Genomic DNA, 14,627 nt, shown 5'->3' with positions numbered 1-14,627 from the left:
TAGTCAGCCCTCAACTCAACGAAAAGTTAGGTTAAGTAGTTCAATCATCAAAATTCTCAAGAGCATGGCTGAGCATGGTTGCAAAATTAACAACTGGGCGCTGTAGACTTCCAGTCATGCAGCAGTACCGTTAGATTCGAACAACAGGCCGCGCCACAAGCGACCTGTGCCTTGGACCTGTCTAATACGGTTCGGCCAGTCGGATCGACTTTCACCCCGTAAAACCGATAGGACCTCGAGCAGTTTTAGACAGCATCAACACCCCCCCAGGCGTTCTGCCTACGATGATCCGTCCTGGGTTGTCCCCATCCCATTTACTCGAAATCTCATAACTGAACAGGCCGATGTGATAAGCCTCATCAATTTCCACCAAGCCCCAAACCTTTGCCGCCTCGGACAGCTCCAACATGTCGACCAGGTGCTCTGCACTGACCTCGCCCCGGCGATGGGCGGCATACGCCATCTCATCCAGCACCGCGGAGCGGCCTTCGGGATCGGTGACCAAGGCAAAATGGTCATTCAGTTTATCCAGCCAAGCCTGCGGTATCCTGGCCATCATTCTGCCCTGCACCACCAGGAATGCGCGTACAGCACGCCGTCGACTTCCTCGACCCCATTGATGTTGATGCCAAGCTGGGCCATGCCGTGGACCTTCGCGTCGTGCAGGCGCGGGATGATGTCCGGTCCAGGTGCAGGGTTGAACACCCAAGCCTGAGTCGACACACGCCCCAGAGGCTCGCTGTGGTGATCACCGATGTGGACTTCAGCGCGGAGTGGCTGGACTTTCCGTAGACGATCGGAGGGTAAGGCCGCGCCATGCTCGCGGCGTCGAACGAGAAGGAAGTACATGCGGCACCAACACTGTATAGATGAACAGTATCGTACAGCCCTCCAGTATTGCAGGCAACGACCGACCGGCGGCCTAATGCAGCGCGGGCAAATCCTTGCCTCGGGCCTTAGCCACGACACGAAGCTAGTCATCGGAGACCGCCTGGAACAGCGACTCGGCCAGCAGGCGCAGGCGCTCGATCTATTCTGCCGAGGCGCCGCAATCTAGGGCCTGGTGATACTCGCGCATAACGTCGACTGCCTGCTGAATCAGCGGCTCGCCGGCCTCGACCATGCCAATAAAGGTGCGCTTGTCCACTGCCCTACCCCGATCATTTGATCAGCGCATTATAGGACGCCTCGCAAGCTTGACCTGCTATCCGGGCGCGGTCATAAGCTTTCGCCAGCTCTCCCGCTCGAGCATCAGCCCGTGCGAACAGGTCGGAGAGCACCATGGCAGCGCGGGTGGCTGCATGGCCTCGGGCGACAGCGGCGGTTTCCGTGCTGGGGCAACTGATGGTGGCGGCGAGCTTTCCGGCTTCGTCGCGCAGCAGCTGGCCAGCAGCATCGGCGCCAGCAGCACCAGCATCAGCAATCGTTCTTTCTTCGTGGGCATGGGCTCTCGCCTCCTCCTGCGCCTGGGCGAGTCGTTGTTCTTCCTGGCGGGCGCCGCGCTCGCCGATCACCTCGGCTAGGCGGTCGCCACTGTCTCGTTCTGCTGATGCCTGGGCGGCCTCGGCCCTCTCCACTGACCGGCTGTGCTGGTACACGCCCCAATAGGACGCGAGCACGAGCAGGATCCCGACGCAGCGCAACGGCACGCCATATCTCTCTACCAGTTGTTCCATGCAGCCTCCCACTCTGGAAGGTCGAGCGTCTTCCCGGCCAAGCTGTGGGTGCTGTCGATTAGATACTGGATCCTTCCGTCAGTGGCGAACGAGTGGCAAACCGTCTCCTTGCTGCCCATTCGGTACCGGCTAAGAACGGATGGAGTGAAGGTGGTTGCCTCGGCATTGCCGTTGTAGCCCCAGCGCGGGCCGTTGCCAGCTCCAACGCTCAGGCTGTGCGGTAGTTTGCAGCCATTGCAAAAGAACCAGAGCGAGCCGTCCTCGGCTTGGCCCAGGCACTGGCCGATCGTCTTGATGGTCAAGCCAGCACCCCGCCAAGCTTGCCCCATTGCGCCAGAAGCTTCTCCACCTGGTGCGGGTTCTGGCCGTAGGTATTACCCGGGAAACTGGCCCAGATGTTCGAGCATTTGGCGATACGCCCAGCCTTGATGTCGTCCAGCGCCTTGCGCTCGCGGATCTGCTGAATGGCCACGCGGTCTTGGTTCTCCGGCGTGAAGCCGCCCTGCAGGCGCAAGCTGGATCGGTAGGCGTCCCAGTATCGCTCGAGCAGTTGGTAACGGCCGGCCGCCGTACTGGTGACAGGCTTGCCGTTGATGGGGAATGTCAGCTTGCGCCGCGGGTGATCCTGGTAGCCGGTGAACAGGCCGCGTCCATACAGCACGTTATAGCCGTTATCGCTGCCCTCAACGGCAGAGGTGCCTTCAGAGATGGCAATGAGATCCAAGAAGCGGATCACATTGCTGCACACCGCTGCACCCTCAGTAATTCGTGACATATTTATCACCTGAGAAAAGTAAGCTCTTTCTACTTGGGCTGATTTGACTAACCCGATTGCACTAAATCTGCAACGACTGGATAATGAAAGCTCACAAGGAGAGATCACAATGCAAGACCAGCATCTTAATTCAGCATTGGATATACTGAGCAAAACCACATCCGACAAACTAGTTGAACGGAAAGACTGCTACTCCGAGAAAACACACAAAGATCAACGTCACTTTAAAATTTTCGAATCGGAAAGGGTGACAGGTGAGATATCCCACCCCAGCTTGAGCGGCAAAAACAATGTCTTGATAAGAGGCTACAAAAGCGAGTCAAGCGGATCAAAGATATCTATTAACGGAAACAACAATATCGTCTTTCTGGGCCCTCACAGCAAGCTAAGCAATGCCAGCATTCGAATAACCGCTGAAAATTCGCTATTTTATTTCGGGGCATTCTCGACAGTAGAAAGCATAACCACAATCCTCAGCGGCAGTGACGGGAAAATCATAATTGGCGATTTTTGCATGTTATCTGCAAGAATAGTTATAGACCGGAGCGATCACCACTCGATCTATGACATCAGCTCAGGACAAAAGATCAACCATGACCAAGACGTTATTATTTCGAACCACGTCTGGATTAGTAGGGATGTAAAAATATCTAAAGGCTCTACTATTGGAAAGGATTCGGTGATCGGCCAATCCGCTGTTGTATCAGGAAATCTGCTGCCATCGTGCTCCTACGCTGGAGTACCAGCGACATGCCGCAGAGAAAACATCACATGGTCTCGAATGAACAGCTCATCAATTGGTGAAATGGAGAGAAGCGAGAGGCATCAAGAATTCACAAGAAATGTAGAAAATATAAAATTCAGGATGTAACCGACAGAACCACATACCCTTTGAAAGGGGCGACCGCCGCCCCTTAAGCTATCACAGCAAGCTTTCGAATTACCCCTCCTGCGTCCTTAATCGTAATGTATCCGGTAATCGTTGGACTACTGGCGTTAGCGTGTGTACCGAAACGAACATTACCCGAACCTTTGCCAGCCAGCGCCAGGTCATGATTATCGCTTGGGCCCGCAGCCATGATGGTGGGGAATGTACTTGTACATAGTACCTCAGCCCAAGAATTCGCCGATAGATCATTCCCCAGTTGGACTCTCGAACCAGCCCCTTTTGACCTCAAGCCGACATCAAGCTGAGCCGACACAGAGACTACCGTGTAGTAGGGAATTGTCTGCGATGCCTGGGTAGCGAGACCATTCACGGATCCCGGCTGTGCCTTCACCGTCAGGGCCCCGATTAAGACTTCGTTCCCCAGTTCCACGTTGCCAGAACCCTTAGCCCTCCCTTTGAAGTCTGCGTTTGCTCCCGCTCCGTCTGCGCGGTAGGCACCGTCGAACACCCTCGGCCCTGATCCCCCCATTATTAATTGTCCAGACGCCGAATTGAGCATTAGGAACACACCGGCTTTTGGCCGGATAGCACCCGGACCAGCGCTGATGGAAAAACCGTTGAACGCCACAAGCGAATCTAGATTGAGCTCTGCCGCCGTTTCCGCCTGAACGCGACCAGTAATAGTGGCTCTTGGAGCATCGAACACTGGCACGCCAGGAGTCAATTGGTGTCCAATCACCATGTCAAAGTTGAGAATCGAAATAGGCCCTGAGCTATCGTCCTGCTTGATGGATGACAAGGCCGTGTGCGGAATCCCTACTTTAAAAGTCAAACCCTGCAAAACGCTAGCCGATCCGTCGCCAACGAATTTTATTTGATGTTTGCAGCCGGTATTTCCTGCCGCTGGTTTATCTTTAAACGTGGATTCCATCAGGCCTTCAATCGATAGGTTCTGATGCAGGCTATCGGATGATTGGTAAAGTTCAAAGATAGCGTCATTAAAGCTCAAGAAGTAGCAACCGCGATCAAATCCCCAGCCCCGCGTCGCCTCTAGCCACATGGGCGCGCCTCCGCCGACGTGTCTCAAATCGCAGGAGTAGAATTGGTTATTGGTAAATGACACCCCAGTGCCTACACCTCGCAGAGCTGAGTAGTCGCTAGTCGCTCCATTACGCATCTTCCCGTCGCCGATAAAAACTTTAGCGCTTGGGTCTGTGTTGTAGTTCGCGCCCCTGGAGCGAACCCACGAAGTGGTTTCACTACCGATGTTCCAGATCGCAGCCTTCGAAAAATGACCTGTGAAATTGCAACCGAAAAATGCATTATTACCGCTGGTTTCATTGGTCTGGGGCCCCAAGAGTATGCCCGATCGCGGCATGCTCTGCTCATCGCCAAAAACGGTTAGCCCGTACACTTGAAGCCATCGCGTCCCAGTCATGTCGACAACGTTTTTCGACACGCCACGACCATGGAATACTGCGCCATTGGCAAGCAATATCGTGTTGCGGGCCTTTAGTCCCGTGAAGTTTACACTTCCATCAACACGATACAGGCCTCCCGGAATCTCGCCACACCGTTTAACGTAGTCTTCCGAAGATACGTCGACAAACGTCGAACGGATATATCGCCAGAAGGCATTGAGCGCGCTGGTCTGATCGACAAGCCCCTTCTGCGCAAAGAAGTCGCTCTTCTGCGAAGGGCTCATGAAGTCCACTACGCTCACACGCTCGGCAATTTTGAACTTTACTGAGGTGGGCAGGCTGTTCTCTGCGCCAAATACGTAACCGATGCCGTCTGCACCATCTTGCGCAGCAAGAGCCATCGCACGAACAAGCTCTTTTGGCATCCATTTTACGGGCAAGAGACCATCATCTCCCGCCTCAGGAATTCGTCCAGGCGCAGGTTCTGTCCCGATTCGATGCTCAAGAACATCCAGCGCTACCAGGCTGTCGTTTACGGCCCAACCGCTTTGCTTGAGCAGGTATTCTGCTTGCTCAACCATGTTGAAGTATCTGTCGCCGACTTGAAGCGGGCTGCCGTCATCTCGTGCAATGGGCGCCTCTGGCGACGGCAGGAGAAATGCCGCTGCTCTAGCTTGGGCCTCCGCCGCAGCATTTGCAGCTGAGTCAGCTGCGTCCGCAACGGCCTCAACAGTCACCGATCGAGCGATGTCAGCTCCGACCCAGCCAGAGTCGATTTTGCCCTGAGCATCAGCAAGAGGAATTTTTCCTGGCTCAGGGCTGGTAGAGGCCGTGCCGCCGGTGACGACCGCCTCAGCATTCTGTGCACTGCGAGCGGCACTTACAGCGCTGGCTTCAGCTGCGGCTCGATCATCCGCAGTCTTCTGGGCTGCACTCGCCGCCTCGGAGGCGGCGTCTGCCGAGACTTGCTCTGAAAGACCGGCAGCCAGCTGGCTTCTCGAAGCAGCCAGATCGCTGGCGTGAGCGGCGTCCTGGCTTTGCCGTGCAGAGTCGGCTGAAAGCTCAGCAGAATCCTTTGCGCTTTCTGCGGCAGAGGCTGCTGAAACCACATCTTCACGGGCTTTTTGTACCGCTGCGGTGCTCGCGATAACTTCAGCTGTCTGGGCTGCCACTGTCTCGGCTTTTTCCGACACTTGACGGGCATCGCTTTTTACCTCGGCAGCAAGGTCTTTTACCTCACCCAGGTCGCTTGCAGTGGCTTCACGAGCATCCTGCACCTGGTCCAGCATCTCTACTGCGGCATCGATCTGTGGCCCGGTGTGGGCACTGTTATAAGCCATGAAATTTTCTCCGGGCACAAAAAAACCGCCGATCGGCAGTCGATGGGCCTAATTAAGATTAGGACACTGTCAGGATCAGGTTGCGCTCTGCCCCTGACAAAGCGTCTACAGAAATGCCGGACACCAGATGCGGAAAGCCCACGTTTGCCGAATACACATGCATCGCCGGCGCGTTCACACGCTCGACTCTCGCAGTCTGATCTGCTCCCGTCATGCGTCCTGTCCAGCCTCGAGTGGTCTTAGGTGTAATGCCGATTGCAAGCAGAAGCTCGTTCTGGAGACTGGTTGTGACGCTCATTGGTACCGTTGGGGAAACGTGCGCCTTTCGTGACCGGCCCGATGCCGCTCACCCGTAATACTCCATCCAAAACCAAATTGCCATCATGCCGCCAGCCGGCGCCGGAGGAACACCCACGCCCATTCGCCACGCAGTGCTGCACTTCATCGACAAGAAGCCGGACGGCAGCCCAGCGGTCCTGCACTTGGCCAGTTCGGAGCTTCCGGACAGCGCCGCCATCGAAAACCTGCTTTTCGACGTGAATGGCACCTACAACGCCAAGACCGGCAAGGGCTGGGGCTTCTTCCACCCCGCGTCCGGCGCCTACCCACTCAGTGGGTGGCTGGGCAAGGTCATGATCGACGAAATGGCGTTCCTCGACTTCACCCGGACCGGAGCGGAGCACTTAACGAAGTTGATGGAGGAGTCGAACCTGTCTGTCGGTGGTCACGTTCTGTTCGCCCTCTACACCCAGGGCATGACCGACTACCTGATGATCGCAATCCTTCAACAGGTTGATACGGTATCCGTTGCCCATGACATGACCGTTGCGACCTCGCGCCAGATCGATACCCGAACATTGCACTTCGCCGCTCGCATCAACCTGAGCGAGTGGAAGAACAACCCGGCCTCGCGCCAGTACATCTCGTTCATCAAGAGCAAGAACGGCAAGCGGCTTTCCCATTACTTCCAGGACTTCATCGGCTACCAGGAAGGGATCGACAGCCCAGGCGAAACGCGCACCCTGCTCAAGGCCTTCACCGACTTCGTGAGTGCTGAAGACTTGCCCAGCGACACCGCCAGCGAGAAGAGCCACAACCTGGTGGCCTACGCCCAGGCGCAGGGAAAGATCGGCGAACCGATCAGCCTGGACGAGCTTTCCGAGGTGCTGGACGAGGACAGGCCAAAGACCTTTGCCGACTTCATCAGGGCTGGCGATTACGGAATCTCCGAGGCCTTCGCCGCCGACAAGCGCACCCTCAACCAGTATCGCCGCTACACCGGCCGCGCCGAAGGGATGTCGATCAGCTTCGAGGCGCACTTGCTCGGCGAGCGAGTTGAGTTCGACCAGGACAGCGCCAGCCTGACCATCAGAAACCTGCCGGCTCAGCTAGTGGGCCAGCTCAAGCGTTCTGCGGCTCGAGAGCCTTGAGGATTATTCATCGTCTTCTTGCCCCGCCAGCGGTAACCCGCTCGCAGCAGACATCAACCGGTTCAGGGAGCGTACAGACCCAGATAGGGCCTCAGCGAGCGAAGGACCAAACTGATCAATTCCTTCCCCTGCCAACATATCGAGCATGGAAGCAATCTCATGGAAGTCGAGCTCGACTTTGTAGTCGCGCTCACCATTCTTCGAGATCTTGCAGCGCCTGAGCACAAGGGCAACACAAGGACCTTTGTAGGGTGTGGCAGCGCCGCTGGCTCACAGAAAAAGGCTGGCACTTCGTCGAGAGTCGCGGCGGCCGGCCACTGGTTGGCCGCCAGTACGCCCGCCAGAAGCTCAGCGGCGTGGTGATCGACACCGTGCCGGTCGCTGCCGTACCGCCCCCGGCGCCAGCCTGGACCCCTGATTTCTCCCGAGTAAAGTGACATGCGCCCCAGAAGTACCGAGAACCGCGATCTGCCGCCGGGCATGTACCGGCGCAAGCGCACCAGGAAGAACGGAAATGTGTGAGTCGGGTACTACTACCGCGACCAGGCCGGTAAGGAAATACCGCTCGGTACCGACCTGGTGCAGGCCAAGCTAAAGTGGGCCGACTTCGAAGCCAAGGCCACCCCGGCCGAGCTGACGACGATGAAGGGAATCTTCGACGAGTACCTGCTGAAGATCATCCCGGGCAAGGCCGCCAGGACCCAGAAGGACAACATCTACGAGCTCAAGCAGCTGCGCGCCGTGTTCGACTCGGCGCCAATCGACGCGATCACACCAGCCATGATCGCGCAGTACCGCGACTCACGGTCTGCCAAGACCAGGGCGAATAGGGAAATTGCCCTGCTCTCCCACGTTTTCAACACGGCAAGGGAATGGGGGCTCACCACCCGGGACAACCCGTGCCTGGGCGTTAGGAAGAACAAGGAGAAACCGCGCGACTTCTACGCCAACGAAACTGTATGGCAGGCGGTGTATGAGGAGGCTCCACCGGAGCTGAAGGATGCAATGGACCTGGCGTACCTGACCGGCCAGCGGCCGTCAGATGTGCTGTCCATGCGGAAGGACGATATGGAAGGGATCTACCTGCTGGTCAGCCAAGGTAAGACCGGCAAGCGATTGAGGATCGTCCTGGAAGCGAATGGCGTGAAGAACAGCCTGGGCCTGCTGCTCGATCGGATCATGCGATACACCAGCCAGCACCTTTCGCCGTTCTTCATCGTCAACGAGCACGGCAAGCGCATGAGCTGGCCGATGCTGCGGAACCGGTGGGCAGATGCCCGCGAGGCAGCCAGGGTAAAAGCCGAACTGGAAAAGAAGCCAGACCTGGCCAATCGAATCGCCCAGTTCCAGTTCCGCGATATCCGACCGAAAGCCGCATCGGAGATCAACGACCTGAGCGAGGCAAGCGTGCTGCTGGGCCACTCGAAAGAGGGGATTACCGAGCGTGTTTACCGGCGCGTCGGCGCGATCGCAAAGCCCTCAAAAGGTTGAAGTTTCGGAACTCCACCCCGAAAGTTTCGGAACTCTTGCCTTTTGTCGACCCATAAAGAAAAACCCCGCAGACGTTAATCTGCGGGGCTTTCGAATGGTGGAGGCCGAGGTCGGAATCGAACCGGCGTAGACGGATTTGCAATCCGGAGCATAACCACTTTGCTACTCGGCCTCAAAGGTCGGATCTAGCTGCTTACGCTTTGCTATCTCCTTGAAACGCTGAACCTTTTTCAAAGTTTGCTGCGTTTCGATGGGCGCCATTATGTCTTCATTCCTTTCACCTTGCAACCCCCTGAACAAAAAAAAATTTCAACGGGTTCAAGGTGTTAGCGCAGCCGGCTGAGTTTACTCCATAAGCCCACCACGGTGTTCTCCACCGTGCCGCTGGCAGCCATGCCGATTCGCTCTTGAAGGCTCTTGCGCTCGGCATAGTGCAGGTGGAACAGGTTGGCGTTGCGCGCGCGCTCGCTGAGGTACTCGTCGCTGGTCTGCAGTTCGTCCACCAACTGGCGGTTGAGTGCGGCAACGCCGAGCCAGACTTCGCCTGTGGCCACTTCATCAATATGCAGTTGCGGGCGATAGCGGGCGACAAAATCCTTGAACAGCTGGTGGGTGATGTCCAGGTCTTCCTGGAACTTCTCCCGGCCTTTGTCGGTGTTTTCGCCAAATACGGTCAGGGTGCGCTTGTACTCACCGGCTGTCAGCACTTCGAAGTCGATGTCGTGCTTCTTCAGCAGGCGGTTGATGTTGGGCAACTGCGCCACCACCCCGATCGAACCCAGCACGGCGAACGGCGCACTGACGATTTTCTCGCCGATGCAGGCCATCATGTAACCACCGCTGGCGGCCACCTTGTCGATGCACACGGTCAGCGGGATGCCCGCCTGGCGAATGCGCGCCAGTTGCGATGCAGCCAGGCCGTAGCTGTGCACCAGGCCACCACCGCTTTCGAGGCGCAGCACCACTTCGTCACGCGGGGTGGCGAGGGTCAGCAGCGCGGTGATTTCGTTGCGCAGGCTTTCGGTGGCAGAGGCTTTGATGTCGCCATCGAAGTCCAGCACGAAGACCCGGCCCTTTTCCTCGGCCTTGCCTTTCTTCTGCTGTTTTTCCGCCTTGGCCTGCTGCTTGCGCAAGGCCTTGAGCTGGGCCTTGTCGAGCAGGCCGGACTCCAGGCGCTCGCGCAGGTCCTTGTAGAATTCGTTCAGGCGGGTGACCTGCAACTGCCCACCCGGCTTGCGCCGCCCTTTGCTGCGCAACCCAGCGATGGCCGACAGCACCACGAGGATGGCGATGACCAGGGTGGCGGTTTTGGCGAGAAAGCTTGCGTACTCGGCAAGAAACTCCACGTTGACTCCTTAAATACCTGCGCCAAAGCGGCGCGTAACTGTTGCAAGCATACCGCTGCACCTGAGGCGCTGCCAGCCGGTGTAAACGCTGGCAACACCTTTCAAACAACCTTTTCAAACGCTTGTATGTTTTTTCGTTGACAGCCCGTGTGCTGCATCCTAACCTCGCAGCAACCTCCAAACAGGCCGGAACCTTTCGTGGGCAACCTCTACCTGATCCGACATGGCCAAGCCTCCTTCGGTGCCGATGACTACGACGTCCTCTCGCTCGTGGGCGTGCGCCAAAGCCAGGCCTTGGGTGAGCACCTGGCCCAACTGGGTATTCGGCTGGACCGCTGCGTGGCAGGCAACCTGCGCCGCCAGCAGGATACCGCACGCCTGGCCCTGGAGGCCTTGCATGCCAGCGGCTGCCCGGTGCCGGCTGTTGAGACCGACGCCGCGTTCAATGAGTTCGATGCCGATGGCGTCATCCGCGCCCTGTTGCCCGGGCTGCTGCCAGAAGAACCCGATGCCCTGCACATCCTGCGCAACGCTGCGCAGCACCGCAGCGAGTTCCAGCGCCTGTTCGCCTTGATGGTGCAGCGCTGGCACGCGGGCGAACACGCCGACGATGGCCTGGAAAGCTGGCAGGCGTTCACCCACCGTGTACAAGGTGGCCTGCAGCGCGTGCTGGATGCCGCCGGCAGCGGCGACAATGTCGCCATCTTCACATCGGGCGGCACCATCGCCGCCCTGCTCCACCTGGTTACCCGTATTACCCCCAGCCAGGCGTTCGCGCTGAACTGGCAGATCATCAACACGTCGCTCAGCCAGCTGAAGTTCCGCGGCCGCGACGTGGCACTGGCCTCCTTCAACAGCCAGGCCCATGTGCAGCTGTTGAGGGTACCGGAGCTTGTCACCTATCGATGAGCCCGGTTTGTTGTGTCCCTGCGGGGACGTGTAAATAACTCTATAAGGAATGCGCCATGACCTCCGTAGCTGATGCCGTCAAAAAGATGCAAGAGAAGTTCAACCCATCCGCTGCCGCCGGCCTGGACCTGGTGTTCGGCTTCAACATCACCGACGAAGGCAAGCAATACGCGCTGATCGTCAAAGACGGCACCTGCGACCTGCAGGAAGGCGAAAACCCGGACGCCAACTGCACCCTGGTGATGGACAGCGAAACCCTGAAGGGCATCGTCAGTGGTGAAACCGACGGCATGCAGGCCTTCATGGGCGGCAAGCTGCGCGTTGAAGGCGACATGATGCTGTCGATGAAACTCAGCGAGCTGTTCCCGTCCTGAGGGCTGGGTACACCGGATGATCGAAAAACCGAAGCCGTGGCGGCTTCGGTTTTTTTTTTGCCCTGCATTCGGTGCAGTGATCGACCTGCAACACCCTCGCCTATATGGCACTTGGCACGCTTGTTCCAGCGCCGCCAGGCCATTAGATTAGCCAATAGTCCTTGCGATCGAGAATAAGGAAAACGCATGACGCTCACCGACCAGTCCACCCAGGTACGCCCCGGCGAAGAACTCGACGCGGCCGTCATCGACCCTTACCTCAAGGCCAACATCCCCGGCCTGGACGGCCTGCCGAGCATAAGCCAGTTTCCCGGGGGGGCCTCCAACCTCACCTACCTGGTCAGCTACCCGGGCCGGGACTTTGTGCTGCGCCGCCCGCCCTTCGGGCAAAAGGCCAAGTCGGCCCACGACATGGGCCGCGAGTTCCGCATCCTCAATCAGTTGAACAGTGGTTTCCCCTTCTGCCCCAAGGCGTATGTGCACTGCACCGACAGCAGCCTGATCGGCGGCGAGTTCTATGTCATGGAACGGGTCAAGGGCATCATCCTGCGCTCGGACATCCCCGCCGAGCTGAACCTGGACGCCAGCCGCACCGAGGCCCTGTGCAAAAGCTTTATCGACCGCCTGGTAGAGTTGCACCAGGTGGACTACAACGCCTGCGGCCTGGCCGACCTGGGCAAGCCGGAAGGCTACGTGCAGCGCCAGATCGAGGGCTGGACCAGCCGCTACGAAAAAGCCTTGACCCCGGATGCCCCGCGCTGGGAAAAGGTGACCGCCTGGCTGCACGATAAAATGCCCGCCGACCATCCGAAACCCGCCATCGTGCACAACGATTACCGCTTCGACAACGTGATCCTCGACGCCGACAACCCCATGCGCATCATCGGTGTGCTGGACTGGGAAATGGCCACCCTGGGCGACCCGCTGATGGACCTGGGCAACAGCCTGGCCTACTGGATCGAGGCCGACGACCCGGCGCCGGTGCAACTGATGCGCCGTCAGCCGAGCAACGCCCCAGGCATGCTCACCCGCCGCCAGTTCGTGGATTACTACGCCGAGCGCGCGGGCATCCCGCTGGACAACTTCGATTACTACTATTGCTATGGCCTGTTCCGCCTGGCCGGTATCGTCCAGCAGATCTACTACCGCTACTTCCACGGCCAGACCCAGGACAAGCGTTTCGCCCAGTTCATCCACATGAACCGCTTGCTGGAGCAGATGAGCTTGCAGGTCATCGCGAAGTCCAGCCTCTGAACAACGCCACGACGACGGATAACAAGGAAAACAGCATGTCCAAGACCCACCTGTTCGACCTCAACGGCAAGATTGCCTTCGTTTCCGGCGCCAGCCGCGGCATCGGCGAAGCCATCGCCCACCTGCTGGCCCAGCAAGGTGCCCATGTAATCGTTTCCAGTCGCAAGCTAGACGGTTGCCAACAGGTGGCCGAGGCAATCATCGCGGCGGGTGGCAAGGCGACGGCGGTGGCCTGCCACATCGGTGAGATGGAACAGATCCGGCAGGTGTTCGCCAGCATCCGCGAACAGTTCGGGCGCCTGGACATCCTGGTCAACAACGCCGCCACCAACCCGCAGTTCTGCAACGTGCTGGACACCGACCTGAATGCGTTCCAGAAGACGGTGGACGTGAATATTCGCGGTTACTTCTTCATGTCGGTGGAAGCCGGCAAGCTGATGCGCGAGCATGGCGGCGGCAGCATCATCAACGTGGCGTCCATCAACGGCGTGTCCCCCGGCCATTTCCAGGGTATCTATTCGGTGACCAAGGCGGCAGTCATCAACATGACCAAAGTCTTCGCCAAAGAGTGCGCCCAGTTCGGCATTCGCTGCAACGCCCTGCTGCCGGGCCTGACCGACACCAAGTTCGCCTCTGCACTGGTGAAGAACGACGCCATCCTGAACGCCGCACTGCAGCAGATCCCGCTCAAACGCGTGGCCGACCCCAAGGAAATGGCCGGCGCGGTGTTGTACCTGGCCAGCGATGCCTCCAGCTACACCACCGGCACGGCACTCAACGTCGACGGCGGCTACCTGTCCTGATCAGGCTTTGACCGCCACCAAGGTGTAACTCAGGGGCAAGCGTGCAGGCTGCTCGCGCAAGCGGTACTCACCATCACTGCCCTTGAGCATCTGCCCCGGCAGCGCCTCCCAGGGGATGCTCTGGTGCTCGACGAGTGCCGTCAATTGCAGCCCGTGCGCCAGCAGGGCAGTCACGACTTCACCCAGGCCGTGGTTCCATTCGTGGGTTTCGGTGTGGGCAAGGCGCTGTTCGGTCTCGACGTAGGTCTGGTCGTTGTGCCACACCGTCGGCGCTTCGTGCTCGAAGTACGGGTATTCGAGCTGCAGGCGGTCCTGGTGGTCTTCGTTGATGGCCATCAGCATCGGGTGCCCATCGCGCAGGAAAAACCGCCCGCCAGGCTTCAGCAGCGCAGCGACCGCACGCGCCCACGGCTCGATGCGGGGCAACCAGCAGAGCGCGCCAATACCGGTGTAGACCAGGTCGAACGTGCCTGCCGGCAGTACCTTGTCGGCGGCATAGACGTCGGACTCGACATACGCGATGGGCATCGCGCAACGCTCGGCCAGTGCCCGCGCCTCCACCAGCGAAGCCGCCGAATAGTCCAGGCCGCAGACCTTGGCGCCAAGGCGTGCCAGCGACAAGGTGTCGGTGCCGATGTGGCACTGCAGGTGGACGGTGTTCAGCCCGGTGATGTCGCCAAGCAAAGGCAGGTCGAAGCGGACGGTTTCGGAAAGGTGCCCGGGGCGCTGGACCAGAATATCGACTTCGTATTCCTTGGAGGCAGCGTGCAGCGGGGCGCGTTCGTCCCAGCTGGTGCGGTTGAGTTGCAATGAACGGTCCATGGTGTCTTCCTTGAGTGGTGACGGCTCATGCTAGCCGCCACCTGCTCATCTACGACACCACTGCCTTGCTAAAAATTGTAAAGGCCGAAAAACACCC

The 14,627-nt window shown here is 58.6% G+C and carries 15 protein-coding genes, 1 tRNA gene and 1 pseudogene; 8 read left to right on the top strand and 9 right to left on the bottom strand.

Features of this window, described 5'->3' with window-relative positions; translation table 11 throughout:
* Positions 1–211: 211 nt before the first annotated feature.
* The 5 genes from E8E78_RS21980 to E8E78_RS21960 all read right to left on the bottom strand — a co-directional run bounded on the left by E8E78_RS21980 (position 212) and on the right by E8E78_RS21960 (position 2,451).
* Entirely contained in the window at positions 212–559 is a 348-nt protein-coding gene (locus tag E8E78_RS21980) for a hypothetical protein (RefSeq protein ID WP_280314251.1), read from the bottom strand.
* On the bottom strand, positions 556–849 hold the full coding sequence (locus E8E78_RS21975) for a hypothetical protein (protein WP_280314254.1): 294 nt from the start codon (positions 847–849) through the stop codon (positions 556–558). The genes E8E78_RS21980 and E8E78_RS21975 overlap by 4 nt, the downstream gene beginning before the upstream one ends.
* A gap of 311 nt (positions 850–1,160) precedes the next feature.
* The gene (locus E8E78_RS21970) at positions 1,161–1,676 is read right to left on the bottom strand and encodes a DUF2514 domain-containing protein (protein WP_280314256.1); all 516 of its coding nucleotides are present in this window, start codon (positions 1,674–1,676) and stop codon (positions 1,161–1,163) included.
* Positions 1,661–1,978, bottom strand: a complete 318-nt coding sequence (locus tag E8E78_RS21965) for a DUF6527 family protein (protein ID WP_280314258.1) — start codon at positions 1,976–1,978, stop codon at positions 1,661–1,663. The genes E8E78_RS21970 and E8E78_RS21965 overlap by 16 nt, the downstream gene beginning before the upstream one ends.
* The gene (locus E8E78_RS21960) at positions 1,975–2,451 is read right to left on the bottom strand and encodes a glycoside hydrolase family 104 protein (protein WP_280314260.1); all 477 of its coding nucleotides are present in this window, start codon (positions 2,449–2,451) and stop codon (positions 1,975–1,977) included. The genes E8E78_RS21965 and E8E78_RS21960 overlap by 4 nt, the downstream gene beginning before the upstream one ends.
* A 109-nt stretch (positions 2,452–2,560) precedes the next feature.
* On the opposite strand from E8E78_RS21960, the gene E8E78_RS21955 reads away from it, so the two are divergent.
* Positions 2,561–3,322 (top strand): hypothetical protein, encoded by a 762-nt coding sequence (locus E8E78_RS21955; RefSeq protein WP_280314263.1) that lies wholly within the window; start codon positions 2,561–2,563, stop codon positions 3,320–3,322.
* Positions 3,323–3,365: 43 nt separating this feature from the next.
* Here the strand turns inward: E8E78_RS21955 and E8E78_RS21950 are convergent, their stop codons facing one another.
* On the bottom strand, positions 3,366–6,101 hold the full coding sequence (locus E8E78_RS21950) for a hypothetical protein (protein ID WP_280314265.1): 2,736 nt from the start codon (positions 6,099–6,101) through the stop codon (positions 3,366–3,368).
* A gap of 383 nt (positions 6,102–6,484) precedes the next feature.
* On the opposite strand from E8E78_RS21950, the gene yejK reads away from it, so the two are divergent.
* From yejK to E8E78_RS21935, 3 genes and pseudogenes are all read left to right on the top strand, one after another.
* Positions 6,485–7,531: a nucleoid-associated protein YejK gene (gene yejK / locus E8E78_RS21945; protein WP_280314267.1), complete on the top strand. Its 1,047-nt coding sequence runs from the start codon at positions 6,485–6,487 to the stop codon at positions 7,529–7,531.
* A gap of 251 nt (positions 7,532–7,782) precedes the next feature.
* The gene (locus E8E78_RS21940) at positions 7,783–7,968 is read left to right on the top strand and encodes a DUF4224 domain-containing protein (protein WP_280314268.1); all 186 of its coding nucleotides are present in this window, start codon (positions 7,783–7,785) and stop codon (positions 7,966–7,968) included.
* 1 nt (position 7,969) lies between these two features.
* A pseudogene (locus E8E78_RS21935) lies at positions 7,970–9,022 on the top strand (tyrosine-type recombinase/integrase).
* A gap of 98 nt (positions 9,023–9,120) precedes the next feature.
* Here E8E78_RS21935 and E8E78_RS21930 read toward each other — a convergent pair.
* Positions 9,121–9,194, bottom strand: a tRNA-Cys gene (locus E8E78_RS21930).
* A 154-nt stretch (positions 9,195–9,348) separates the two neighbouring features.
* Complete coding sequence (gene sohB / locus E8E78_RS21925) at positions 9,349–10,368, bottom strand: protease SohB (RefSeq protein WP_043199556.1); 1,020 nt, start codon at positions 10,366–10,368, stop codon at positions 9,349–9,351.
* A gap of 198 nt (positions 10,369–10,566) precedes the next feature.
* On the opposite strand from sohB, the gene E8E78_RS21920 reads away from it, so the two are divergent.
* The 4 genes from E8E78_RS21920 to E8E78_RS21905 all read left to right on the top strand — a co-directional run bounded on the left by E8E78_RS21920 (position 10,567) and on the right by E8E78_RS21905 (position 13,708).
* Positions 10,567–11,277 carry a histidine phosphatase family protein gene (locus E8E78_RS21920; RefSeq protein WP_049276331.1) on the top strand — a complete coding sequence of 237 codons (711 nt, stop codon included), beginning with the start codon at positions 10,567–10,569 and terminating at the stop codon, positions 11,275–11,277.
* 56 nt (positions 11,278–11,333) lie between these two features.
* Positions 11,334–11,651 carry an SCP2 sterol-binding domain-containing protein gene (locus tag E8E78_RS21915; RefSeq protein WP_016487959.1) on the top strand — a complete coding sequence of 106 codons (318 nt, stop codon included), beginning with the start codon at positions 11,334–11,336 and terminating at the stop codon, positions 11,649–11,651.
* 186 nt (positions 11,652–11,837) lie between these two features.
* The gene (locus E8E78_RS21910) at positions 11,838–12,905 is read left to right on the top strand and encodes a phosphotransferase family protein (RefSeq protein WP_049276330.1); all 1,068 of its coding nucleotides are present in this window, start codon (positions 11,838–11,840) and stop codon (positions 12,903–12,905) included.
* Between the two features lie 35 nt (positions 12,906–12,940).
* Complete coding sequence (locus E8E78_RS21905) at positions 12,941–13,708, top strand: SDR family oxidoreductase (protein ID WP_156858364.1); 768 nt, start codon at positions 12,941–12,943, stop codon at positions 13,706–13,708.
* Here the strand turns inward: E8E78_RS21905 and E8E78_RS21900 are convergent, their stop codons facing one another.
* Complete coding sequence (locus tag E8E78_RS21900) at positions 13,709–14,530, bottom strand: class I SAM-dependent methyltransferase (RefSeq protein ID WP_197863213.1); 822 nt, start codon at positions 14,528–14,530, stop codon at positions 13,709–13,711.
* Between the last annotated feature and the right edge of the window lie 97 nt (positions 14,531–14,627).

The organism is Pseudomonas sp. BN505, assembly GCF_029873175.1.
In the GTDB taxonomy this organism is placed as follows: domain Bacteria; phylum Pseudomonadota; class Gammaproteobacteria; order Pseudomonadales; family Pseudomonadaceae; genus Aquipseudomonas; species Aquipseudomonas putida.
This window is presented reverse-complemented; position numbering and strand designations above follow the sequence as displayed.

What these genes read in the sequence shown, in the direction of transcription:
- E8E78_RS21900 (WP_197863213.1), bottom strand. Translation starts at nt 14,530, where the DNA reads ATGGACCGTTCATTGCAACTCAACCGCACCAGCTGGGACGAACGCGCC.
- E8E78_RS21960 (WP_280314260.1), bottom strand. Translation starts at nt 2,451, where the DNA reads ATGTCACGAATTACTGAGGGTGCAGCGGTGTGCAGCAATGTGATCCGC.
- E8E78_RS21975 (WP_280314254.1), bottom strand. Translation starts at nt 849, where the DNA reads ATGTACTTCCTTCTCGTTCGACGCCGCGAGCATGGCGCGGCCTTACCC.
- E8E78_RS21980 (WP_280314251.1), bottom strand. Translation starts at nt 559, where the DNA reads ATGATGGCCAGGATACCGCAGGCTTGGCTGGATAAACTGAATGACCAT.
- E8E78_RS21910 (WP_049276330.1), top strand. Translation starts at nt 11,838, where the DNA reads ATGACGCTCACCGACCAGTCCACCCAGGTACGCCCCGGCGAAGAACTC.
- E8E78_RS21915 (WP_016487959.1), top strand. Translation starts at nt 11,334, where the DNA reads ATGACCTCCGTAGCTGATGCCGTCAAAAAGATGCAAGAGAAGTTCAAC.
- E8E78_RS21905 (WP_156858364.1), top strand. Translation starts at nt 12,941, where the DNA reads ATGTCCAAGACCCACCTGTTCGACCTCAACGGCAAGATTGCCTTCGTT.
- yejK (WP_280314267.1), top strand. Translation starts at nt 6,485, where the DNA reads ATGCCGCCAGCCGGCGCCGGAGGAACACCCACGCCCATTCGCCACGCA.
- E8E78_RS21955 (WP_280314263.1), top strand. Translation starts at nt 2,561, where the DNA reads ATGCAAGACCAGCATCTTAATTCAGCATTGGATATACTGAGCAAAACC.
- E8E78_RS21970 (WP_280314256.1), bottom strand. Translation starts at nt 1,676, where the DNA reads ATGGAACAACTGGTAGAGAGATATGGCGTGCCGTTGCGCTGCGTCGGG.
- E8E78_RS21950 (WP_280314265.1), bottom strand. Translation starts at nt 6,101, where the DNA reads ATGGCTTATAACAGTGCCCACACCGGGCCACAGATCGATGCCGCAGTA.